Here is a 22,617-nt window from a genome sequence, read left to right as displayed (position 1 = left end):
GTTTATTATTTGAGATATTCTTATTCTTTTGTAATTATTAGTATTAGCATAAATTCTAGCTCTGATTCTTTCGCTATACTTTTATTATCATATAAGTACAATGAATTATCATTTGCAACTAAAATCCATTCTATTTTTGCTTTTAAAAACAGGAAGATTATAGCGCAAAGAAGGAAATAGACCCTAAGAAAATTCTACTCAGGATAGCAATATAAGCTTAAAACTTGTATTTATCTAACAATAATGATACCATTAATCTTCAATTTCGACTAAAACTGGACAATGATCTGAATGTACTGCATCTGGTAATATAACTGCTCGTGTTAGTTTGTCTTGTAAAGTATCGCTAACTAAATTATAATCGATTCTCCAACCTTTATTATTTCCTCTTGCTCCTGCGCGGTAGCTCCACCAAGAATAATTGTGAGGTTCTTTGTTAAAATGACGAAAACTATCTATAAATCCTGTTTTCATAAAACCATCTAACCAAGCTCTTTCAGCTGGTAAAAATCCTGAAACGGTTTTATTACGAACTGGATCATGAATATCTATTGCTTCGTGACAAATGTTATAGTCTCCACAGATAATAAGGTTTGGAGTTGTTTTTTTAAGTTCATTGATATAAGTCTGGAAGTCATCCATGAACATGAATTTATGATCCAATCGCTGAATGTTTGTCCCAGACGGAAGATACAAACTCATTACTGAGCAGCTATCAAAATCTGCTCGAAGGTTTCTTCCCTCAAAATCCATGTGCTGAATTCCAGTTCCGTACACCACATTATTTGGTTTTATTTTTGAAAGGATAGCTACACCACTATATCCCTTTTTTGTAGCTGGATAATAATACTGATATGGATAACCTGCTTTGGTAATATCGTCTACAGGAATTTGATCTTCTGTGGCTTTAATCTCCTGAAGACAAATAACATCCGGATTTGCATGTTGTAACCAATCGATAAATCCTTTTGAAATTGCAGCACGAATTCCGTTTACGTTATAAGAAATAATTTTCATTACAATTTTGTTTTATGTATTTCAAATGTAATAAAAAAGCGGAAAGTTTGAATAAGAAATAAGGAAAAGTAGACTTTTTTGTTATCTTTGTTTCCTGCTCTAAAAAAACAAATTGTACATGGGTTTAGTTACCGCGAAAGAAGTTGCCAAGGCAATAAATGTTGACAAGTACGGGGTTCTAGGTACTTTCTCTGGTTGGGTCCTTATGAAGGTGCTAAAGATATCGACCTTGAATAAGGTATACGATAGAAACAAACATTTAGAAGATGTTGCTTTCTTGAACGGAGTTTTGGATGATTTACAAATCAAATTCGAAATTCCAGAAGAAGATTTAAAACGATTGCCTAAAGACGGTGCTTATATTACGATCTCAAACCATCCACTTGGTGGTATTGATGGCATCTTATTGCTAAAATTAATGCTTGAAAGAGAGCCTAATTTTAAAATTATCGCCAATTTCTTATTACACCGTATTGTTCCGCTTAAAAAGTATATCATGCCTGTAAATCCTTTTGAAAATCATAAGGATGCTAAATCTAGCGTGGTAGGAATTAAAGAAACATTCCGTCATTTAAGTGATGGAAAACCTTTAGGTATTTTTCCTGCAGGAGAGGTTTCTACTTATAAAGATGGAAAGTTGGTAGTGGATAAACCTTGGGAAGAAGGCGCGATTAAATTAATACGAAAAGCCAAAGTTCCAGTTGTTCCTATTTATTTTCATGCCAAAAACAGCAAATTGTTTTATTGGCTTTCTAAAATAGATGATACTTTACGTACGGCAAAATTACCATCGGAGTTACTTACTCAAAAAGATCGTGTTATTAAGGTACGTATCGGAAAACCTATTTCTGTCAACGAACAAAACGAACTTGAATCATTTGAAGAATATTCTGAGTTCTTAAGAAAGAAAACATACATGCTAGCAAATCCTTTTGAAAAGGAACATAAATTGCTAGATACTGCCAGCTTAAAAATTCCTAAAAGCCCTAAGGAAATTGTTACTCCTGCAAATGAGAACAAGATAAATGCCGAAGTTGAAGCTTTAAGAAGTACTGATTGCAGATTGTTACAAAGTAAAAATTATGAAGTGTTTTTTGCTTCTGCTAAAAACATTCCGAATATATTACATGAAATTGGACGTTTGCGTGAAATTACTTTCCGTGAGGTTGGTGAAGGAACAAATGAACCAATTGATATTGACAAATACGATCAATATTATCACCATATGTTTTTATGGGATGATGATGCCAAGAAAATTTCTGGGGCTTACCGTATGGGACTAGGTTCTGAAATCTATCCTAAATATGGAATGGATGGCTTTTATCTAAATGACCTTTTTAGATTTGAACCAGAACTTCATGATATGATGCATAAGTCTATCGAAATGGGACGTGCATTTATCATTAAAGAATACCAACAAAAACCAATGCCTCTTTTCTTATTGTGGAAAGGAATCATTCATACAACATTGCGTTATCCTGAGCACAAATATTTACTTGGTGGCGTAAGTATAAGCAATCAATTCTCTGATTTTTCAAAATCATTGATGATTGAGTTTATGAAATCAAATTATTACGATCCTTATATTGCTCAATACATTCATCCGAAAAAAGCATATAAGGTTAAACTAAAAGATGCTGATAAAGACTTTATTTTTGATGAAGCCGAATCAGATTTGAATAAGTTTGACAAAATTATTGACGAATTAGAACCTGGGAATTTACGTTTGCCCGTTTTAATTAAAAAGTATATCAAGCAAAATGCACGTGTTGTTGCTTTTAATGTTGACCCATTATTTAATAACGCTATCGACGGTTTAATGTACATTCGTATTGCCGATATTCCAGAAAGCACTATGAAACCAGTTATCGAAGAATTCCAAATAGAACTGGAAAGAAAACTAGCTGAGAAAGAAGATTAAATCTAAATCATATATAAAATAAAAATCCCGTTTCATGAATTTGAAACGGGATTTTTTATGTGAATTATAGTTTGATTAAAAAGATTAGCAAGTATAAATATTAATTTTCATAATCATCAACTGCCTTTTTAAAGCCATCCCATTCTTTCTGGGATAATATTGTTTTCTTATCCAGCTTTTTCCCTTTTATATATTCTAAGATATATTTAGCTCTAGCCTCAGATTCTGGATGTGTACTTATCCATGACAAAGCACTTCCAAAATTATTATCAAAAGACATATCGTACAAGAAATCAGCAAAAGGTCTAGGGTCAATTTTTGCTTTAAGCATATATTCAACACTCGTAATATCTGCTTCTTTTTCTAGTGAACGATCGTAAGCTGTAGAAGATAATGTATGCATTATTTCTTTTATCACACCCCCGCTGTTGCCTCCTGTTGTAATAGACATTAGTACTGAAAAACCAATTTCTTTGGATAGTTTTTTCATAACATGATCTTTCTCAATATGAGCAATTTCATGACCTAAAACTCCAATCAATGCTTGTTCATTTTTCGAAGCTTCAATTAAACCTGAATACACCACCAAATGTCCGTCAGGTAAAGCAAAAGCATTTACCTCATCTTTTTGAATAATATGAACTTTAAGACTATCGCGTATAATACCATTTTTTTCGCATAATGGTTTAAGCAACTTGTCTAAGGTGTTTGTAATCGAATCATTTATTATTATGTCATCCGTTTTTTTAATTTGATCCCAAATCATATCTCCAACTCCCTTTTCGGTAGCGCTTTTGGCTTTATCTATTTTAAAAAAAGTGATATAATCTATTTGTGCCAATAAAAACCATATTACAAAAAAAGATCCGACAATAGATAATCCTCTAAATAGTGTTTTCATTGGTTTTGCAAATTAAATTAGTAATATCAGCGAAAAAATATATTTCGATATGATTTCCTTTTCTGGTTTGACCAGCCAAATACAGGGTAAAAATAAACTCTAGAAGGTTAAAGCCTACTACTGTCAACATATAAGCGATATATGTATTTGTAAATTGTCCTTCACGGAAAACAATTGAAATTGTCCACCAAAAACCAACTGTATTAAAGAAGAATAAGCCCAGTTGCGCTAATAGTGCTTGAGTACAATGCCATTTTACGAAAGCTGTACTCTTTCTATTCCCTAAATAAAAAAAAACAGATGCCAATAAATTCATAATTGGCAATGGTAATCCTCCCAATACAGCAACAAGTGACATCAAATAACTATTTGAAGCCCTTTCCAACTCGCTATCGTAGGGTTTGTATTTAAACTTATCTAATGCGGTCATAATTGTTTATTTATATTCCAAACCCAATTGATGATTACTAGAATAATCAATAAGATTGCAATTTTTTTTGTCTTAATTATTGTTTCTGTTTTGATGTAGAAATCGTAAAAAGATTGCCTTTTTGTGAAGTAATCAAATGCAATCCAGCCTGGAGTAATAAGCATTATTCCTGCTACTATAATTCCAAAAGGATTTAGGTATAAAGAAGTAAGTATTTTTCCTTTAAAAAAACTATCAACTGCACGTGTAGTTCCACAAGAAGGACAAGGAATAGTGGTTATTCTTTTAAAAAGGCACACTGTAAAATCATGATGAGAATTTAAATGTGTGGCAAAATTAAAAAAGAACAACCAACTATATCCTAAAAAACAAGCGAATAAGATTAGTAAATAAAGCTTGTTTTTATTCATATTTTACAAAAAAGCATTATTAAATGCTGTAGCATTTTTTTCTTTGGTTGCTCCTTGAATTAAAAACCAATCCACAATAGCCCAAACCATAAAACCTCCACAAGTAAGCAATTTTCCTACTCCCATTCCTGTATCTCCGATATAAAAACGGTCAATTCCGTATGCTCCTGCAAAAATAGAAATCAACAATGCAGTAGTTGGGTCTTTAAATTGAGTTAATTGTAATCTTTGCCATTGGCTTTCATCTAAAGTCATAAGTTTTTCTCTGATTGTGTTTAAATGATGTCCTTCAAAATATTTTGCGTTCATCATCATGAACATATCAACTTTCTGTGAATCCATTATTAATTTTTTAGTTTTGATTAGTCCCTACTCTATTTATGGATTTTCGGATACTCCAATTTTTGCAAATATATGAATTTATAAGAAATAACCTGCTTTAATTTTGCTCTATTAAAACCAAAAGTAAAGGCAAAAAAAAATCTCGAAATATCGAGATTTTATATCTTAAAACCAGCCTTTCTTACCTACCTGATACGTCTGATAAAACTCTTCATCAGTCTTAGTTAAATAAATTATTCCTTCTACAAGTCCAATTATTCCACCAGCACCGCAAGTCACCACTCCGATAACCAACTGAATGATACCTTCTTTAGTATATCCTAAAATAAATTTATGGATACCTAAGCCTCCTAATACAATTGCTAAAACTCCAGCAAGTACTTTTTTATTATCTTGTTTAATAATTTGTGGATTGTTCCACTCTTCTTGTTTTGAATTTTCCATTTTTATCGGTTAATAATTTATAATGAATAAAAATAGAAATTTTATTGAGAAAATTCACAAATTCGTCTTAAAATTTTCATCTACAAACAAGCTGCTTTAATTTTGTCAACAATTACTTGTGCTAAACGCTCATGACTTTCAAATGTCCAGCCTGCAATATGTGGCGTTAAGATTACTTTTTTTCCGTCTAATAGATATTGAAATGCTTCCGGAGTATCTTTATCTTGAAAAAGTGTTTCAAAAGATAATTTTTCATATTCCAAAACATCCAAACCTGCACCAAGTACTTTCTCTGATCGCATTGCTTCAACCAAATCAGCAGTAACAATATTTTTCCCTCTTGAGGTATTAATTATCCATATCGGTTTTTTGAATCCATTGATAAAAGCTGCATCTACCATCTTATCCGTTTCTGGTGTCCACGGAATATGTAAACTCAACACATCAGTCTTTTCCTGAAGTTCTTTTAACGAAACTTGTTTGGCATTTTCATCTCCTACATTATCCAGAATATCATAACACAAAACCTCTACATCAAAACCTCTTAGTTTTTTTGCAAATGCTTTTCCCATATTACCATAACCTATAATACCAACCGTTTTCCCATCAAGCTCATAACCACGATTACTTTCTCTGTTCCATTGTCCAGAACGTATTTCGCTATCAGCAAGATTGAGTTTATTAAAAAGGGAAAGAATCATCCCTAATGTATGTTCGGCAACTGCATTACGGTTTCCTTCAGGAGCAGCAATAAGATCAATATCTTTAGATAGGGCATAATCGCAATCAATACTTTCTAATCCCGCTCCAACTCGTGCTATAAATTTTAAATTTGTTGCTTTATCTATAAACTGTTTGTCGATTTTAAAACGACTTCTAATTACAATTCCTTGATAATCCTGAATTTTTGCTTCAATTTCTTCTTTAGATGAAGTAAAATCAGCATAATTTTCGAATCCTGCTTCTTGCAATTGTTCCCAAAGAATTGGGTGATTGCTATCGATATGTAAAACTTTAATTGGCATGAAATTATGACTTAAATTATACAAACAAAGTAACAAAAAAAATATGGGTTATATCGTTTCTTCATTAAATTGACAATGCTAAAACACCTCTAAAAACCAATATTTGCTGTTTTATTGGTTATATTTTTTTAACTTTGAAAATAATGCATTTTCAACCTTATTCCAAAAAATGAAATTAACAAAAACATTTAAGGCCTTTTTTCAAAGTGAAAAATCTGGTGGGCTCATCTTACTTTTCGTAACTTTACTTTCTCTTTTTCTTGCAAACTCTATATTCCAAAATGATTATATAGCATTTTGGGAAACCAATATTGGGCATCATTCAATAACTCATTGGATAAATGATGGTTTGATGACCATCTTTTTTCTTCTAATAGGATTAGAGTTAGAACGCGAGATTTACCAAGGCGAATTAACCAGTATAAAAAATGCTTCCTTACCAATTTTTGGTGCTTTAGGTGGAATGCTAGTTCCTGCTGGATTGTTTTTATTATTAAACTTTGGAACTGCAACTCAAAACGGAGCAGGAATCCCAATGGCAACTGATATTGCCTTTGCAATTGGAATTTTATCTCTTTTAGGAAACAAAGTACCTTCTTCACTTAAAGTCTTTCTTACTGCACTTGCTGTAATCGATGATTTAGGTGCTATTATAGTTATTGCATTATTCTACACAACGAGTATATCTTTTCTAAATCTAGCACTTGCTTTTGCAGTTTTAGGAGTGTTATTTATTTTTAATCGAATGAAGATTCACAATCTTTATATTTATTTGATTGGTGGAGTCATCATGTGGTATTTCATGCTTAACTCTGGAGTACATGCAACTATAACAGGTGTTTTACTTGCTTTTGTAATTCCGTTTGGAGATGGTAGCAAGAATACATCTTCTTATAAACTACAGCACTTTTTACACAAACCAGTTGCCTTTTTTATCTTGCCGTTATTTGCTTTAGCCAATACTTGTATTGCTATTAACTCCGATTGGCATGAAGGATTAAGCCACCCCAACGCATTAGGAATCATTCTAGGTCTGGTGGTTGGAAAACCATTAGGAATAACTCTATTTGCTTTCTTGGGTGTTACATTAGGCATTTGCACATTACCAAAAGAACTTAAATGGTCTTATGTTATAGGTGCTGGAATGCTAGGAGGAATTGGATTCACAATGTCAATCTTTATAACTTTACTTGCTTTTAATGAACCTGAAGTAATTACTTTTTCTAAAATAGCCATTTTGCTAGCCTCATTTATAGCTGGATTATTAGGCTTTGTATTCTTGAAATTTTCTCTCACAAAGAAACGAGTTAAACGTACTTAAAATAAAAAAGGACTTTCAGTTTAAACCGAAAGTCCTTTTTTTATATGCCTTTAAATGCTATCCTTTAATTTGCTTTAAAGAAGTTTTAATTCCTTTTATTAATGATGAACTAAAACCGTTGTGTTCCATTTCATTCAAACCAACAATTGTACATCCTTGTGGTGTAGTTACTCTATCAATTAACTGTTCAGGATGCACTTTTTCTTCTAGTAACATTTTGGCAGCTCCTTTTACAGTTTGTGCTGCTATTGCTAATGCCGTTTGAGAATCAAATCCTATTTCGATACCCGCTTGCATAGAAGCACGAATATATCGCAATGCATAAGCAGTACCACAAGCTCCTAAAACAGTTGCCGCATCCATCAATTTTTCATCAATAATTGGTGCAGTACCTAAATCTTCGAACAAAGTTATAACTGGTAATGCCTGTGCTTTGTCTTTTTCTCCAAATGAAATACATGTAGCCGATTCACCAAATTGCGCCGCAATATTAGGCATAATTCGCACCACATGATGTTCTTGATTCGTTTTATCTTGAAGTACATCTATTGCTAAACCACTTACTGCCGAAGCGATTGTTTTATTAGAAATTACTGGAAGTATTTCTGCCAAAACAGTATCAACTTGATACGGTTTTATAGTTAATATGATAAGATCTGCTTCTTGTATTTTATATTTATTATCAGATGAAACGGTAATACCTAATTCTTGTAAATACAAAATACTAGCTGTATTCCTTCTGGTAATCGTAACTTGATTATTCTTTGAAAATTTTGCAATTCCTAAGGCTATAGAAACCCCGAGGTTTCCTCCTCCTATTATGTGTACTTTCATTCTGGTTGTAATTTATAGTTTTTTGGTTGTTTTGGTTTAATAGTTTGAGTCCTAATAAAGACTCTAAAAGCATAAAATATAGTGGTTAGTTATATTTAAATTCATGCTACTACTTATAATAATTTGCCTTTTAATAGTAAGGATGCGATTGAGAAATAAATAACTAATCCAGTTACATCTACCAATGTAGCTACAAATGGTGCTGATGAAGTAGCCGGATCTAGCTTAAGCTTCTTTAACATAAATGGTATCATTGAGCCCGAAAGTGTTCCCCATAATACAATAAATAATAAGGAAATTGAAACTGTCATTGCAACAAAAAACCAATGAGTTCCATATTCATAAAATCCAGATTTTTGCCAAATCATAATTCTTACAAATCCTACAATTCCTAATATAGAACCTAATAAAAATCCTGATGCAATTTCCTTTTTCATTACATACCACCAGTCTTTTAGTGTCAACTCTTTTAGCGCCATAGCACGGATAATAAGTGTTGCTGCTTGCGAACCAGAGTTCCCTCCACTAGAAATAATCAACGGAACGAATAATGCTAAGACAACTGCTTTCTCTATTTCGCCTTCAAAAAAGCCCATAGCTGAAGCAGTAAACATTTCTCCAATAAATAAAACTACCAACCAGGTAGCTCTTTTTTTAACCATTTCAAAAAGAGTAGTTTCTACGTATGGTAATTCAAGCGCTTCCAAACCCCCAAATTTCTGAATGTCCTCCGTATCTCTTTTTTCTATTTCGTCCTTAATAACATCAATAACGTCATCAATAGTAATACGACCAACCAAACGCCCTAGTTCATCTACAACAGGTATCGCTTCTAAATCATATTTTTCCATTATACGTCCTACCTCGACATCGGGAGTTCCTACATCTACATAATGCAGTTTTTTAATATAAACCTCACTAACTGGAGTTCTTGTAGAAGTTGTTAATAGATCTTTAAGTGACAAACGTCCTTTTAATCTGTCCTCATCATCAACTACATAAATAGAATGTACTCTTGAAATATTCTCTGCCTGAATTCGCATTTCTTTCACACAAGTAAGTACGTTCCAATTTTCATTGACTTTTACTAACTCTTTATGCATGATTCCTCCTGCAGTATTCTCAGCATAACGTAATAAATCAACAATGCCTTTGGCATGTTCTACGTCTTGAAGCTCAGATATTACTTCGGCTTTTCTATCTTTCGATAATTCACCTATAATATCGGCAGCATCATTTGTTTCTAATTCATCAAGCTCCTCGGCAATCTCTTTTGGCGAAAGCCTGCTTAATATATTTTCACGCAAATCATCGTCTAATTCTAGAAGAATCTCGGCGGTTTTTTCGCTATCTAATACTTTAAATATATACGTTGCTTTATCGAAATCTAACTCATCTAGGATTTCGGCAATATCAGCATGGTGAATATCATTCAATAAAACTTCCAATTGCTTGTCGTTTTTACTTTGAATGAGTGTTTCTAATTCCTGTATTAGACCTTTGCTGATTTTAAACTCCATCGGCTTCTATTTTTTGAGTTAATGCTATAAATTCTGCCACACTTAGCTGTTCCGGACGCAAATCAAAGATAGTATCTTCTCTTAACTTGTCTGATAAATTTAATGTTTTCAAACTGTTACGTAACGTTTTTCTACGTTGTTGGAAAGCTGTTTTCACAACTGTAAAGAATAACTTTTCGCCACAAGGCAAACTGTAGTCTTCTTTTCGGGTCATTTTCATAACACCCGATTTTACTTTGGGGGGCGGAATAAATACATTCTCATCTACTGTAAACAAGTATTCAGTATCATAAAAAGCCTGTGCTAAAACTGAAAGTATTCCGTAAGCTTTTGACCCTTTCTTTTCGCAAATACGTTGTGCTACCTCTTTTTGGAACATTCCAGAAAATTCAGGAATCTGATCACGGTATTCTAATGTTTTAAAAACAATTTGAGTTGAAATATTGTATGGGAAATTCCCTATTATTGCAAATTGCTTCTTCTCAAAAACTTCATTTATATCATATTTCAAAAAATCTTTTGAAATAATTTTATCTTTTAATTTTGGATAATTCTCATCCAGATAAGTTACCGATTCAGTATCGATTTCGATAACATACGTATTAATTGGTTTTTCTAACAAGTATTTCGTCAGCACACCCATTCCTGGTCCAATTTCCAGAACCTCTTCATATCCATTTAAACTTAACGTATCTGCGATTGCCTTAGCGATGCTTTCATCTTTCAGGAAATGTTGTCCGAGATGTTTTTTGGCTTTTACTTTTTCCATTGTATTTTTTAGATTCTTAGATTATTGTATCATTAGATTTTCGATAAATCGAATCATCCAAATATTGAATAATCTATTAATGATCTGAGATAAACTCCAATTCTGTTCTAAAAGAAAGCATCTTATCTGCAAATAATCGCAATGCTTCCTGACTAAAAGCGGGTTCGTCTTCAAGGTAATATTTCTCTAAAGTTTCCTTACTATCGGTTACATACTGAACCGAATAAGTAATTCCTCCCATTTCTTCATCTACTAAAACTTTTACAATTCTTGCAGATGAAAATTTTCCTGTTGCTAAAATTTCAGGAATATGTTTTTGTTGCATCCAATTTAACCATTGGTCATGCACACTTTCATGTATGTTTGTGGTGATGTTGTAAATAATCATTTTATATTTTTTAATCGTTTTTCGGTTAATCAGTTAAATAAATAACCAATTAAACCCACCTATAAATTAGTATCGCCCCTTAATTCTCTATATCTCTTTCTGGCATCTACAAAATAAATACTGTCCTGATGGTTAAAAATCACTTTCTCATATAAGGCTTTAGCCTTTTCAGAATCCTGTAATTTCTTATTATAAATCTCTGCCGAAAAGAACAAAGCTTCATCAATATAGATTCCGTCACTGTGTTGATCGATAATCAATTGATATTGGCTTATAGCCGAATTATAATCGCCTAAGTCTTCATAAATTTGTCCTAATCTCAGCAAAGTTACGGCTTCTATTTCTTGTCCTTTAAAAGTTTTTAATATATTTTGAAATTGCACTATTGCATCTTGGTTTCTATTTTGAAATATAAGATAGTCTCCCTTTGCAAATTGCTTCAAAGCTGTTTGCGTCGAGTCGGCAATAGTATTGTCATTTATCAATAAAAAATACTCCAAAGCATCGTTTGCAATCAACTGTGTACTAGCTGATTTAAGCTCTTTAAACTGTTTTAAAGCCCAAACAAAATCTGTTTTAAAATAACTTGTTTTGGCAGCTTTCAAACTCGCTTCATGTGCCATAACATCATTTTTCAAGTCCAATTCTATCTGTGAATAGTACAATAATGCCTGATTGAATTTTTCTTCATAAAGCAAAATATCTGCCAATTCCATTTTTGCTTGTGCTTGTTGATAATCATTAAGTTGCAATTCGAGTGCTTTTTTCACAATCGTTTTAGCCTCTTCAGTTTTTTTTAAGTCAAAAGCCAAAAAATGAGCATAAATTAATTGCAAAGATAAGGTAAAAGGGCTTATGCCATAAGTTGTTAGCAATCCTTGAAGTTCCGTATTAATCGCTACATATTCTTTCTCAGTAGCCTTGTCAATTTTCATTTTATACAAGTAAGTATTTGCCTGTACGAGCAAATCGAGATCTTTTGTGTTTTCTAAAACGAAAGCTAAAATTTCCTGAGCAGCCTCTGGATCATCATCATCAATAGCAAATTGAGCCAAATTAACAATGCTAGAAAGTGATTCTGGGTCTCGCTTATAAATAGCTTTCTCCTGAATAAAAGCTTTTCCAAATTCTTTTTGTTGCACATAAAACCAACTCAAATAGCGATTCCAAAAAACATCCTGCTCTTTTTGAGTTCTTAAAATAAGGGATTTGCGCAATGCATCATTAAATGTTGTATCGGCTTCATCAGCCATAAATCTTGATAGCTGACTCTGAATAAGTGCTGTGTTTTGCTGATTGATAAAGGATTCTGTCAACAATGTTTCAACCATCATATCCGTCTTACCCATTTGTCCATACAACAAACCAATCTGAAAATTAAAATTAAAACTAGGCTGAATTTTCGATGCCTGCTGATACGCTTTTAGGGCGTATTCTAGTAATACTTTTTTTTCAAAAGAATTGGCTATTCCAAATACCTCATTGGGGTTTGTTACGATTTTTTCTAAAGCCTGATCGTAGTAATTTTTGGCTTTAGCATCATTTTTTTGTAATTGAAAATTATATCCCAATTCGATTAAAATAGTACCTTGTTTGTACCTATTAAAACGGTTTTGGATAATTTTTTCAGCTACATCAAACTGCTGTAATTGTTGATAACAGTCGATTGCTCTATAAAAATATTGGGTATTAGATGGATAATTATCCAATAATTCCTGATAGCTGATTTTAGCTTTTTCAAAATCACCTTTATCATAATAATATTGCGCTAATTGCTCATTTTGGGATAACGCAAAAGTAGACCACAACAAAACGATATAGATAAAAATATTTTTCATATTCAGTTTTTAAGTTGTAGTCTTAGTAAACAGTCGCAGCTCTGAAAACTGCGACTGAAAACCAAATACTAATTAATCTATGATATCAAACCCACAGTATGGACGTAATACTTCTGGAATTACGATTCCTTCTGGAGTTTGGTAGTTTTCAAGAATTCCAGCAAGAACTCTTGGCAATGCCAATGAACTTCCGTTTAATGTATGTGCTAATTGATTCTTTCCATCTTTATCTTTAAAACGTAATTTTAAACGATTAGCTTGAAAAGTTTCAAAGTTAGAAACTGAACTAATTTCTAACCAACGATCTTGTGCAGTTGAAAAAACCTCAAAGTCATATGTTAATGCTGCTGTGAAACCCATGTCACCACCACACAAACGTAAAATTCGGTAAGGCAATTTTAATTCTTGCAAAATATTTTTCACATGCTCAACCATTCCGTCAAGCGCTTTATATGAATTATCTGGATGCTCAACACGTACAATTTCTACTTTGTCAAATTGATGTAAACGATTTAATCCACGTACATGTGCTCCATAAGAACCTGCTTCACGACGGAAACAAGGTGTATAAGCAGTATGTAAAACTGGTAATTCGCTCTCGCTTAAAATAACATCGCGGAACAAATTCGTCACAGGAACTTCGGCAGTTGGGATTAAATATAAATCATCAATAGTCGAATGATACATTTGCCCTTCTTTGTCTGGCAATTGACCTGTTCCGTAACCTGAAGCTTCATTCACCAAATGTGGTACTTGTACTTCATTATATCCTGCAGCAGTATTTTTATCTAAAAAATAATTGATTAAGGCACGTTGTAATCTAGCTCCTTTTCCTTTATAAACAGGAAATCCAGCACCAGCAATTTTTACACCTAGCTCAAAATCGATAATATCATATTTTTTTACCAAATCCCAATGCGGTTGTGCACCTTCATGCAACACTGGAATTTCACCCTCTTCAAAGACATTCAAATTCTCTTCAGGAGTTTTTCCTGCTGGTACAATATCAGCTGGAAGATTTGGTAATGTATATAGCTTTTGAGTTAAGTCTTGCGCCAAAGCATCGGCTATATCTGCTAACTCTTTACTTTTCTCTTTTAATACAACTGTTTTTTCTTTTAAGATAGCGGCTTTAGATTTTTCACCCGCTTTCATCAATTCGCCAATATCTTTGGATAATTTATTAGATTCAGACAAAATGTTATCCAACTCAACTTGAGTTGCACGACGTTTTTCATCTAGTTGCACCACTTCTTCAACAGCACTTTTGGCATCGATATTTCGTTTTGCCAAAGCTGTGATTACTTTCTCCTGATTCTCTCTAATAAATGCGATTTGTAACATAGCTTAAATTTTGTAACTATTGTATTTTTATATATTAAGGAAGCAAATTTAAGGAAATGTTTGCTAAGAATTGGACAAAGTTTAACACTAAAGACAATTTCTTACTTATAAGAAGAAATTATTTTATGAAGAGACACGAAGAAGCCACTGAAATTGAGAAAAATTCAATAAGTAGAGCATGAATCATTGTCAAATTTCTATTCTTAACCTTTGTCTATTTGAGTCTCTGAATCTTTCAAAAACCTACAATCTTTTGATTTCATGTCCAACAAACTCTTCCAAAGCAGTAAACATATCATCTACTGAAAGAACTTCTAAATCTGGATGTGATTTTAAAAAATTTGCATTCAGTGCAACAAGATTCTCTTCTATTTCATAAAAAGTATCATTGTTAAGCAAGTCTCTTATTGGATTTACCCCTTCTAATTTTCCTTTCAAGAATTTATTGAGCTTAACACTACTCATTAGTTTTACTTTTTTACTTTGCTGCTGAAATAATTCCAAATGCTTTTCGGCACCAAGTAATGTCAAACCTTCTTCTATTAATTCATTTAATTCTGCATTCCAACTAGAATTATATACAAATTGAGCAAAATTTCCTTCTGTGTATTGTGAAGTATAATAATCTAAATAATAACTCATTAAAGCGTCTTCATGAATCAGATCATCATCTATTTTTTCCTCACGCATTAAATTAATTACCGAAATATTTGAGTGAATCACATCTTGAAGATTTTCACTATTCATTGCTGTTTCAGAAATTATTATTCTACCGAATTCCATATTCTTTATGTTTAATAAGTTTGGTGCAAATTTCGGGTAAAAATTGGAGAAAAGAAATGCTTTTTATTTTAATCACAAATTGCATCAACATATTAAGGTTCCCAATGCAAAAACGACATCAAAATATTGAGATGCTAAAGTATTTATATAAAAAACCGCAGTAAGCTTACACTTACCACGGTTAAAATTTATTTATTTTATTTTTTGTTTAAAATCTATAGAAACTAAAACTACCATCAGTTACAGTAAATGCCGTCTCTCCATTTGTTCCAGAAAAATTAAATGTTCCTTGGATTTTTTTACTATCAATAACAGTAATAGTAATAGTTCCAGATGTTACTTTAGCAATACCAATTTCAGGCAACAATTTAAATTCTACTTGATACGTTGTATTAAGTTTTTTTAAATCATAAACAATAGGATGACTCCCTGCAGAAGCGTTTAAAGGCATCCATAAAGAAACACTTTTATATGTATCATCAATACCTTGATAGCCCATTAAATTCATCGCATCAGAAGTTGATAATTCGGGATTAAAAGAATAAGAATTTCCTTTGTATTTAAATTTAATAAAATTCTCTTCAACTTCAATCTCATCCTCGCTTGAGGAATCATTATTACTACATGAAGAGAACGTGGCTAACGCAAAAATAGCAAAAGCAAAAAAAGTAATTTTTTGTAAAATTTTCATTTGAATGGGTTAAGTTAATTTAACCGCTAAAATATATTTTTTTAACAACTAAACAGGAATTAAAATATAAATTTCAAAAATTTCAATAATTATCATTAACGTTTTACCATCATGTTTTTCACATAGAGATTGTTAGTGTACTCTCAGACAGGATTAAACACAATAGAATTTACTCAGCATCCGATTCGTCACTATCCTTTTTCTGATTCATTTTTGCAACTAAGGCCTTCAATCGCAATGCTTTTTCTTTCTTTTCTTCTTGAATTTTAGCCTTTTTACGATTGAGCAATTTGGTATGTAAAGCCTTATTTTTGGTGTTTTTTTCAGGTCCTTTTGCCATAATTTATACTCTTCTTAATTGTGTATGCAAATATAAAGAACTAATAATAAGGATAGATTACAAATCTGTACAATCTTAAATAGCACTACTTTTTGGGTGTATTCTCAGTAAATTTTAGGTCGGATTTTCCGCTACTATCCCACACGCAGGTCATTTTCACAAGAAACACTACTTTGTGAGAATATTAAAACAATTAAAAAAACACTATTTTAGCATAACTAGAAAAGCTTAATGCAATAAACAACAATGTTAAGTAATCATCTAGTCACATTCTTAATACTACAACAAACAAGTCATGAAAGATATATACCATTTAAACTGTGTAAAAATTGTTTCACCCGTTAACGATAATGTTTGTGGACATTGCCTGTTACTTAAAGAAAGCGACAGGCTCATTTTAATAGATACTGGCATTGGACTTTTGGACATCCAACAGCCATTGGAAAGAATAGGACAACAACTAATAGATATGGTTGGTTATAGTTTTAACCAGAATCAAACTGCCATAAAGCAAATTGAGAAATTAGGTCTCAACCCGGGACAAGTTACTGATTGTGTCATTTCACATCTCGATAATGACCATATCGGTGGTCTTGCCGATTTTCCAAACGCAATAGTTCACGTGGGAATAGAAGAATATGAAAACTTCCATTCGATTAATCCAAGATATTTAAAAACCCCGTTATCACATAATCCAACTATCAAAACCTATCAAAAATCAAATTCTGATTGGTTTGGCTTTGAAGCAAGAAAAGTTATAACAAATACTGAGACAGAAATTTTCCTTATTCCTCTTTTTGGACATACATTAGGTCATTGTGGTATCACCTTAAAAATTGACAACAAATGGTTGTTTTACATTGCAGACGCTTATTATATGAGAGTAGAACTTCATGACACCAATCATCCAGTGAATAAGTTGGCAGAAATGAGAGCTGATGACAATAATTTGAGATTAGACACACTAGAGAGAATAAGAACTTTGATTAATGAGCATCCTGAAATTGAGGTTTTCGGATATCACGATATTGAAGAATTTGAGCTTTATGAAAATTAATCTTGGTAATTAGCCGTTAATCCAACTAGTTTAGACTCGACAAACAGTATAAAATACATTAGGATAGATAGTAAATTGAAAATTATAATTGAATGAGTAATAATAGTAGTAACTCTCGATTCGAAAAGGCTTTTTCTAATCTAAAAAAGATGGGGAACATAGTCCCGAGCGCGGAAAAAACATATAACTTATTAAAAGAATTGGAATTACAAAGTACCGATTTACAATCTGATATTTTAATTTCTGAATTGAATAAAATTCAATATGCCTCAAACACTAATAGCTTTTTTTATTTCTATTTACCAATAGTCAGTCATATTTTATATTACAAACCTGAATATGAAAAAGACATTTTAAAATACTTGATAGGTCCAAATTTTGCAAACGGAACATCAGAAGTCAATGAAATGATTCCGTTAATTATAGGAGCAATGAATTTTAAACTCAATGAAAACAAATATTACTTAACTAAAGAAAGTCAGTCCTGGTTAATAAATGAGCTCCCTAAACTAGAAAAACAAATTCAACGAGAAATATCCATTTGTTGGAAAGAATTAAATCAATATGAAACCCAATAGATTTATATAAAAACCTCATTAAAAAGATAGATATGAAAGGCAGAATAACATTAGAGTACTATGTTTTAGATGTGTTTTCCAATACGAGTTACAAAGGAAACCCTTTGTCTGTTGTTTTTACTGATGGCAATCTAGAATTAGAAGTGTATCAAAATATTGCAAAAGAATTTGGGTACTCTGAAACATCCTTTGTTTATTATTCAACAGAACATAAAGCCCTTAATGTGCGTTCCTTTACGCCTATCGGCTTTGAAATAGATGGCGCTGGACACAACCTACTAGGTGCTGTGAGTGGAGCACTGTTAAAAAAACTACCAATATTCAACGAACAAAATGAAGACAATCGTTTTGTTATAATGAAGCATTCTCCGATACGATTAACCGCAAGTTTTGATTCAGTTACTCAATATCCAATTGTACAGATGCATCAAAAACAAGCTGTCATCAAACACCAAATACCAACTTATAGAATTGCAATAGCACTAGGTCTAAAAATTGAAGATTTAGAAGTTAATATGCTTGTACCAACAGTAGTACAAACAGAAGTTGCTCATGTCATGGTGCCAATCAGAAATACACAATTACTTAATGGCTGTACACCTGATAGTGCACTTCTAATAGAAATTTCAAAAGAATATCAATTTGAAGGATTTTATTGCTTTAGCATTACTGAGGAAAATGAGGATTATATTGTCGAGGCTCGCTTTTTTAATCCTATAATCGGAATACATGAAGATGCAGCCACAGGAACTGCTGCGGGACCTTTAATAGGCTTCTTAACTAAAAACAAGTATACACAACCTAATAAGGAATATAAGATCTTACAGGGAGTAAAATTAAATCAACCCTCGCTAATCGAAGTAATGAGTAGAGCCAATGATATTTTGGTTGGTGGTTCATCGGCTATAACAATGCGTGGAGAACTTTATATTTAAGCTAAGTAGCACTAAAAACACCTTAATTTAGCCCCATTATGTGATTCCTCCTTCGTCGGAAGGACAAGTTTTATTCATTAAAAGACTTATTCAGTATGGATTTACAAGTATCGTTTGTCATTTCGAGGAACGAGAAATCTCATAAGTGAATGAAATTCAATTAAAATCTCTCCAATAACATACTTTGTGTTAGCTTCTTTATGTGATTCCTCCTTCGTCGGAATGACAAGTTTGCGCCTAAAATAGTTCCAGAGTATAGATCCCTTTTGAGCCTTTGTTACTCTGAACCTTTGTCTCTTTTAAAATTATCATACTTTGTGGTAGCTACTTTATGTGATTCTTCGTTCCTCAGAAAGACAAGTTTGCAGTTAAAAAGTGGATTTGTAGGCTTGTTAATTTACAAATAACTCCAGAACCCTTTGCTCCTTTGCTACTCTGAACCTTTGTCACTTCCAAAAAAGTTTAAAACAAAAAAAATCCCCATCAAATTCATGATGAGGATTCTAAAGAAAGGCGACGACATACTCTCCCACATAACTGCAGTACCATCTGCGCAGGCGGGCTTAACTACTCTGTTCGGGATGGGAAGAGGTGAGCCCCGCCGCAATAACCACCTTAAGGTCGTTAGTTGCTTTGGACAACTTTTCAATCATTTGTTATCATCTAGGATAACAAGCAATCAAACAATATCTTAACATACTGAGATAAAGAAACATAAATACTATTAGAAAGTTTCTCCCCCACACCGAAGTGTGGGGAAAAGCGTACATAAGCTTACGGATTATTAGTACTACTCGACTATGACATTACTGCCTTTACATCTATAGCCTATCAACGTGGTCATCTCCCACGATCCTTAAAAGAAATCTCATCTTGTGGTGGGTTTCGCGCTTATATGCTTTCAGCGCTTATCCCTTCCAAACGTAGCTACTCTGCGGTGCTCCTGGCGGAACAACAGATACACTAGAGGTTTGTCCAATTCGGTCCTCTCGTACTAGAATCAGATCCACTCAAATTTCTTGCGCCCACAGTAGATAGAGACCGAACTGTCTCACGACGTTCTGAACCCAGCTCGCGTGCCACTTTAATGGGCGAACAGCCCAACCCTTGGGACCTTCTCCAGCCCCAGGATGTGACGAGCCGACATCGAGGTGCCAAACCCCCCCGTCGATATGAGCTCTTGGGGGAGATCAGCCTGTTATCCCCGGCGTACCTTTTATCCTTTGAGCGATGGCCCTTCCATGCGGAACCACCGGATCACTATGCTCTACTTTCGTACCTGATCGACCTGTATGTCTCTCAGTCAAGCTCCCTTATGCCATTGCACTCTACGCACGGTTACCAAGCGTACTGAGGGAACCTTTAGAAGCCTCCGTTACTCTTTTGGAGGCGACCACCCCAGTCAAACTACCCACCAAGCAATGTCCCCCGCAACGCGGGGTTAGGCCTCAGATAAACAAAGGGTTGTATTTCAACAATGACTCCACAACGCCTAGCGACGCCACTTCACAGTCTCCAACCTATCCTACACATCATTTATCCAAGGTCAATACTAAGCTATAGTAAAGGTGCACAGGGTCTTTTCGTCCCACTGCGGGTAAGCGGCATCTTCACCGCTACTACAATTTCACCGAGCTCATGGCTGAGACAGTGTCCAGATCGTTACACCATTCGTGCAGGTCGGAACTTACCCGACAAGGAATTTCGCTACCTTAGGACCGTTATAGTTACGGCCGCCGTTTACTGGGGCTTCAATTCAATGCTTCTCCGAAGATAACATCTCCTCTTAACCTTCCAGCACCGGGCAGGTGTCAGGCCCTATACTTCATCTTACGATTTTGCAGAGCCCTGTGTTTTTGATAAACAGTCGCCTGGACCTCTTCACTGCGGCCAGCATTGCTGCTGGCGACCTTTCTCCCGAAGTTACAGGTCTATTTTGCCTAATTCCTTAGCCATGAATCTCTCGAGCACCTTAGGATTCTCTCCTCGACTACCTGTGTCGGTTTGCGGTACGGGTACTTATTACCTGAAGTTTAGAGGTTTTTCTTGGAAGCCCTTAGGCGCACTATCTCTTTGACCGAAGTCTCCGAGTACTATCGTATTTCCCCAAGCCGTGTGGATTTGCCTGCACAGCTTATAGGTAGGTACTTCAACGAACTATTCCGTCAGTTCGCGGCGCTTTCATCACTCCGTCACCCCATCACAGTAATAAGTAGTACGGGAATATTAACCCGTGGTCCATCGACTGTCCCTTTCGGGTTCGCCTTAGGTCCCGACTAACCCACAGCTGATTAGCATAGCTGTGGAAACCTTAGTCTTTCGGTGTGCGGGTTTCTCGCCCGCATTATCGTTACTTATGCCTACATTTTCTTTTCTAACCAGTCCAGCATACCTTACGATACACCTTCAACCCTGTTAGAATGCTCCCCTACCACTTTGACCTAAGTCAAAATCCATAGCTTCGGTAATATGTTTATGCCCGATTATTATCCATGCTCGTCCGCTCGACTAGTGAGCTGTTACGCACTCTTTAAATGAATGGCTGCTTCCAAGCCAACATCCTAGCTGTCTGGGCAGACAAACCTCGTTCTTTCAACTTAACATATATTTGGGGACCTTAGCTGATGGTCTGGGTTCTTTCCCTCTCGGACTTGGACCTTAGCACCCAAGCCCTCACTGCTGAGAAACATTATATAGCATTCGGAGTTTGTCAGGAATTGGTAGGCGGTGAAGCCCCCGCATCCAATCAGTAGCTCTACCTCTATATAACTTTAAATTCAGCGCTGCACCTAAATGCATTTCGGGGAGTACGAGCTATTTCCGAGTTTGATTGGCCTTTCACCCCTACCCACAGGTCATCCGAAGACTTTTCAACGTCAACCGGTTCGGTCCTCCACTGTGTGTTACCACAGCTTCAACCTGCCCATGGGTAGATCACACGGTTTCGCGTCTAACACTACTGACTAAAGCGCCCTATTCAGACTCGCTTTCGCTACGGATCCGTGGCTTAACCACTTATCCTTGCCAGCAACGTTAACTCGTAGGCTCATTATGCAAAAGGCACGCCGTCACCCCACGAAAGGGCTCCGACCGCTTGTAAGCGTATGGTTTCAGGATCTATTTCACTCCGTTATTCACGGTTCTTTTCACCTTTCCCTCACGGTACTGGTTCACTATCGGTCTCTCAGGAGTATTTAGCCTTAGCGGATGGTCCCGCCAAATTCAGACAGGGTTTCACGTGCCCCGCCCTACTCAGGATACCACTATCCTTTACACTCATTACCTATACGGGACTATCACCCTCTATGGTTCTACTTTCCAGTAGATTCTAATTCTTTGTGCAAGAAATGTCGTGGTCCTACAACCCCAACATTGCCGTAACAACATTGGTTTGGGCTAATCCGCGTTCGCTCGCCACTACTTACGGAATCACTTTTGTTTTCTTCTCCTCCGCCTACTTAGATGTTTCAGTTCAGCGGGTTTGCCCACCTATCGGTGTACTATGTCTTCAACATAGTGGGTTGCCCCATTCAGGTATTTACGGATCAATTCGTGTGTGCCGATCCCCGTAACTTTTCGCAGCTTATCACGCCTTTCATCGCCTCTGAGAGCCAAGGCATCCCCCATACGCCCTTATTTTGCTTATTGTACCAGCCTTAAAATTAATTAAGACCGTTTTCTTTATTTACAGTATTACTACCGTCAATAAAAAATGCTTTCTACTTTTTA

Annotated in this window: 21 protein-coding genes and 2 rRNA genes; 5 read left to right on the top strand and 18 right to left on the bottom strand. The window is 34.5% G+C overall.

Translation table 11 applies throughout. The features are described from left to right. Positions 1 to 252: 252 nt before the first annotated feature. Complete coding sequence (locus tag LNQ49_RS13345) at positions 253 to 1,017, bottom strand: exodeoxyribonuclease III (protein WP_229989434.1); 765 nt, start codon at positions 1,015 to 1,017, stop codon at positions 253 to 255. 118 nt (positions 1,018 to 1,135) lie between these two features. Between LNQ49_RS13345 and LNQ49_RS13340 the strand changes: the two genes are divergently transcribed. Further along, entirely contained in the window at positions 1,136 to 2,938 is a 1,803-nt protein-coding gene (locus tag LNQ49_RS13340) for a GNAT family N-acyltransferase (protein WP_229989433.1), read from the top strand. A gap of 100 nt (positions 2,939 to 3,038) precedes the next feature. Here LNQ49_RS13340 and LNQ49_RS13335 read toward each other — a convergent pair whose 3' ends face one another. From LNQ49_RS13335 to LNQ49_RS13310, 6 genes are all read right to left on the bottom strand, one after another. Beyond that, the gene (locus LNQ49_RS13335; protein ID WP_229989432.1) at positions 3,039 to 3,839 is read right to left on the bottom strand and encodes a M48 family metallopeptidase; all 801 of its coding nucleotides are present in this window, start codon (positions 3,837 to 3,839) and stop codon (positions 3,039 to 3,041) included. Continuing rightward, positions 3,823 to 4,269 carry a magnetosome magnetite crystal formation protein family gene (locus tag LNQ49_RS13330; RefSeq protein ID WP_229989430.1) on the bottom strand — a complete coding sequence of 149 codons (447 nt, stop codon included), beginning with the start codon at positions 4,267 to 4,269 and terminating at the stop codon, positions 3,823 to 3,825. The genes LNQ49_RS13335 and LNQ49_RS13330 overlap by 17 nt, the downstream gene beginning before the upstream one ends. Then, positions 4,266 to 4,679: a DUF2752 domain-containing protein gene (locus tag LNQ49_RS13325; RefSeq protein ID WP_229989429.1), complete on the bottom strand. Its 414-nt coding sequence runs from the start codon at positions 4,677 to 4,679 to the stop codon at positions 4,266 to 4,268. The genes LNQ49_RS13330 and LNQ49_RS13325 overlap by 4 nt, the downstream gene beginning before the upstream one ends. A gap of 3 nt (positions 4,680 to 4,682) precedes the next feature. Further along, the gene (locus tag LNQ49_RS13320) at positions 4,683 to 5,021 is read right to left on the bottom strand and encodes a TM2 domain-containing protein (protein WP_229989428.1); all 339 of its coding nucleotides are present in this window, start codon (positions 5,019 to 5,021) and stop codon (positions 4,683 to 4,685) included. A gap of 165 nt (positions 5,022 to 5,186) precedes the next feature. Beyond that, the gene (locus tag LNQ49_RS13315; protein ID WP_229989422.1) at positions 5,187 to 5,465 is read right to left on the bottom strand and encodes a TM2 domain-containing protein; all 279 of its coding nucleotides are present in this window, start codon (positions 5,463 to 5,465) and stop codon (positions 5,187 to 5,189) included. Positions 5,466 to 5,545: 80 nt separating this feature from the next. After that, positions 5,546 to 6,490 (bottom strand): 2-hydroxyacid dehydrogenase, encoded by a 945-nt coding sequence (locus tag LNQ49_RS13310; RefSeq protein ID WP_229989421.1) that lies wholly within the window; start codon positions 6,488 to 6,490, stop codon positions 5,546 to 5,548. Between the two features lie 169 nt (positions 6,491 to 6,659). Between LNQ49_RS13310 and nhaA the strand changes: the two genes are divergently transcribed. Further along, on the top strand, positions 6,660 to 7,811 hold the full coding sequence (gene nhaA / locus LNQ49_RS13305; protein WP_229989419.1) for a Na+/H+ antiporter NhaA: 1,152 nt from the start codon (positions 6,660 to 6,662) through the stop codon (positions 7,809 to 7,811). A gap of 57 nt (positions 7,812 to 7,868) precedes the next feature. On the opposite strand, the gene proC is transcribed toward nhaA, so the two are convergent. From proC to LNQ49_RS13260, 9 genes are all read right to left on the bottom strand, one after another. Further along, entirely contained in the window at positions 7,869 to 8,645 is a 777-nt protein-coding gene (proC, locus tag LNQ49_RS13300; RefSeq protein ID WP_229989418.1) for a pyrroline-5-carboxylate reductase, read from the bottom strand. A 113-nt stretch (positions 8,646 to 8,758) separates the two neighbouring features. Further along, positions 8,759 to 10,165 (bottom strand): magnesium transporter, encoded by a 1,407-nt coding sequence (mgtE, locus tag LNQ49_RS13295; protein WP_229989417.1) that lies wholly within the window; start codon positions 10,163 to 10,165, stop codon positions 8,759 to 8,761. After that, on the bottom strand, positions 10,155 to 10,934 hold the full coding sequence (gene rsmA, locus LNQ49_RS13290) for a 16S rRNA (adenine(1518)-N(6)/adenine(1519)-N(6))-dimethyltransferase RsmA (protein WP_229989416.1): 780 nt from the start codon (positions 10,932 to 10,934) through the stop codon (positions 10,155 to 10,157). The genes mgtE and rsmA overlap by 11 nt, the downstream gene beginning before the upstream one ends. A gap of 76 nt (positions 10,935 to 11,010) precedes the next feature. After that, a complete protein-coding gene (locus tag LNQ49_RS13285; protein WP_035623518.1) occupies positions 11,011 to 11,322 on the bottom strand; it encodes a DUF4286 family protein in 312 nt (103 codons plus the stop codon). Between the two features lie 59 nt (positions 11,323 to 11,381). Next, on the bottom strand, positions 11,382 to 13,160 hold the full coding sequence (locus tag LNQ49_RS13280; RefSeq protein ID WP_229989414.1) for a tetratricopeptide repeat protein: 1,779 nt from the start codon (positions 13,158 to 13,160) through the stop codon (positions 11,382 to 11,384). Positions 13,161 to 13,232: 72 nt separating this feature from the next. Continuing rightward, complete coding sequence (serS, locus tag LNQ49_RS13275) at positions 13,233 to 14,504, bottom strand: serine--tRNA ligase (protein ID WP_229989413.1); 1,272 nt, start codon at positions 14,502 to 14,504, stop codon at positions 13,233 to 13,235. A gap of 243 nt (positions 14,505 to 14,747) precedes the next feature. Then, entirely contained in the window at positions 14,748 to 15,287 is a 540-nt protein-coding gene (locus LNQ49_RS13270) for a DMP19 family protein (protein ID WP_229989412.1), read from the bottom strand. 208 nt (positions 15,288 to 15,495) lie between these two features. Then, positions 15,496 to 15,978 (bottom strand): hypothetical protein, encoded by a 483-nt coding sequence (locus LNQ49_RS13265; protein ID WP_229989411.1) that lies wholly within the window; start codon positions 15,976 to 15,978, stop codon positions 15,496 to 15,498. Positions 15,979 to 16,147: 169 nt separating this feature from the next. Then, a complete protein-coding gene (locus LNQ49_RS13260) occupies positions 16,148 to 16,318 on the bottom strand; it encodes a hypothetical protein (RefSeq protein ID WP_229989410.1) in 171 nt (56 codons plus the stop codon). A gap of 295 nt (positions 16,319 to 16,613) precedes the next feature. On the opposite strand from LNQ49_RS13260, the gene LNQ49_RS13255 reads away from it, so the two are divergent. The 3 genes from LNQ49_RS13255 (at position 16,614) to LNQ49_RS13245 (ending at position 18,888) form a co-directional block, all read left to right on the top strand. After that, positions 16,614 to 17,375, top strand: a complete 762-nt coding sequence (locus tag LNQ49_RS13255; RefSeq protein ID WP_229989409.1) for an MBL fold metallo-hydrolase — start codon at positions 16,614 to 16,616, stop codon at positions 17,373 to 17,375. A 92-nt stretch (positions 17,376 to 17,467) separates the two neighbouring features. Continuing rightward, positions 17,468 to 17,953 carry a hypothetical protein gene (locus LNQ49_RS13250; RefSeq protein ID WP_229989408.1) on the top strand — a complete coding sequence of 162 codons (486 nt, stop codon included), beginning with the start codon at positions 17,468 to 17,470 and terminating at the stop codon, positions 17,951 to 17,953. Between the two features lie 32 nt (positions 17,954 to 17,985). After that, a complete protein-coding gene (locus tag LNQ49_RS13245; RefSeq protein ID WP_229989407.1) occupies positions 17,986 to 18,888 on the top strand; it encodes a PhzF family phenazine biosynthesis protein in 903 nt (300 codons plus the stop codon). Positions 18,889 to 19,396: 508 nt separating this feature from the next. Here the strand turns inward: LNQ49_RS13245 and rrf are convergent. Together rrf and LNQ49_RS13235 are read right to left on the bottom strand one after the other, a co-directional pair. Beyond that, positions 19,397 to 19,506: ribosomal RNA gene (rrf, locus tag LNQ49_RS13240) — 5S ribosomal RNA — on the bottom strand. 146 nt (positions 19,507 to 19,652) lie between these two features. Beyond that, positions 19,653 to 22,536: ribosomal RNA gene (locus LNQ49_RS13235) — 23S ribosomal RNA — on the bottom strand. Positions 22,537 to 22,617: the final 81 nt, after the last annotated feature.

Origin of the sequence: Flavobacterium pisciphilum (genome assembly GCF_020905345.1) — a bacterium.
GTDB lineage: Bacteria > Bacteroidota > Bacteroidia > Flavobacteriales > Flavobacteriaceae > Flavobacterium > Flavobacterium pisciphilum.
Note: the sequence above shows the minus strand (reverse complement) of the source record. Positions and strands in the feature narration are given on the sequence as shown.

Bases quoted from the DNA above. Each gene is read 5' to 3' on its own strand.
- LNQ49_RS13345 (WP_229989434.1), bottom strand. From the start codon at position 1,017: ATGAAAATTATTTCTTATAACGTAAACGGAATTCGTGCTGCAATTTCA.
- LNQ49_RS13340 (WP_229989433.1), top strand. From the start codon at position 1,136: ATGGGTTTAGTTACCGCGAAAGAAGTTGCCAAGGCAATAAATGTTGAC.
- LNQ49_RS13335 (WP_229989432.1), bottom strand. From the start codon at position 3,839: ATGAAAACACTATTTAGAGGATTATCTATTGTCGGATCTTTTTTTGTA.
- LNQ49_RS13330 (WP_229989430.1), bottom strand. From the start codon at position 4,269: ATGACCGCATTAGATAAGTTTAAATACAAACCCTACGATAGCGAGTTG.
- LNQ49_RS13325 (WP_229989429.1), bottom strand. From the start codon at position 4,679: ATGAATAAAAACAAGCTTTATTTACTAATCTTATTCGCTTGTTTTTTA.
- LNQ49_RS13320 (WP_229989428.1), bottom strand. From the start codon at position 5,021: ATGGATTCACAGAAAGTTGATATGTTCATGATGATGAACGCAAAATAT.
- LNQ49_RS13315 (WP_229989422.1), bottom strand. From the start codon at position 5,465: ATGGAAAATTCAAAACAAGAAGAGTGGAACAATCCACAAATTATTAAA.
- LNQ49_RS13310 (WP_229989421.1), bottom strand. From the start codon at position 6,490: ATGCCAATTAAAGTTTTACATATCGATAGCAATCACCCAATTCTTTGG.
- nhaA (WP_229989419.1), top strand. From the start codon at position 6,660: ATGAAATTAACAAAAACATTTAAGGCCTTTTTTCAAAGTGAAAAATCT.
- proC (WP_229989418.1), bottom strand. From the start codon at position 8,645: ATGAAAGTACACATAATAGGAGGAGGAAACCTCGGGGTTTCTATAGCC.
- mgtE (WP_229989417.1), bottom strand. From the start codon at position 10,165: ATGGAGTTTAAAATCAGCAAAGGTCTAATACAGGAATTAGAAACACTC.
- rsmA (WP_229989416.1), bottom strand. From the start codon at position 10,934: ATGGAAAAAGTAAAAGCCAAAAAACATCTCGGACAACATTTCCTGAAA.
- LNQ49_RS13285 (WP_035623518.1), bottom strand. From the start codon at position 11,322: ATGATTATTTACAACATCACCACAAACATACATGAAAGTGTGCATGAC.
- LNQ49_RS13280 (WP_229989414.1), bottom strand. From the start codon at position 13,160: ATGAAAAATATTTTTATCTATATCGTTTTGTTGTGGTCTACTTTTGCG.
- serS (WP_229989413.1), bottom strand. From the start codon at position 14,504: ATGTTACAAATCGCATTTATTAGAGAGAATCAGGAGAAAGTAATCACA.
- LNQ49_RS13270 (WP_229989412.1), bottom strand. From the start codon at position 15,287: ATGGAATTCGGTAGAATAATAATTTCTGAAACAGCAATGAATAGTGAA.
- LNQ49_RS13265 (WP_229989411.1), bottom strand. From the start codon at position 15,978: ATGAAAATTTTACAAAAAATTACTTTTTTTGCTTTTGCTATTTTTGCG.
- LNQ49_RS13260 (WP_229989410.1), bottom strand. From the start codon at position 16,318: ATGGCAAAAGGACCTGAAAAAAACACCAAAAATAAGGCTTTACATACC.
- LNQ49_RS13255 (WP_229989409.1), top strand. From the start codon at position 16,614: ATGAAAGATATATACCATTTAAACTGTGTAAAAATTGTTTCACCCGTT.
- LNQ49_RS13250 (WP_229989408.1), top strand. From the start codon at position 17,468: ATGAGTAATAATAGTAGTAACTCTCGATTCGAAAAGGCTTTTTCTAAT.
- LNQ49_RS13245 (WP_229989407.1), top strand. From the start codon at position 17,986: ATGAAAGGCAGAATAACATTAGAGTACTATGTTTTAGATGTGTTTTCC.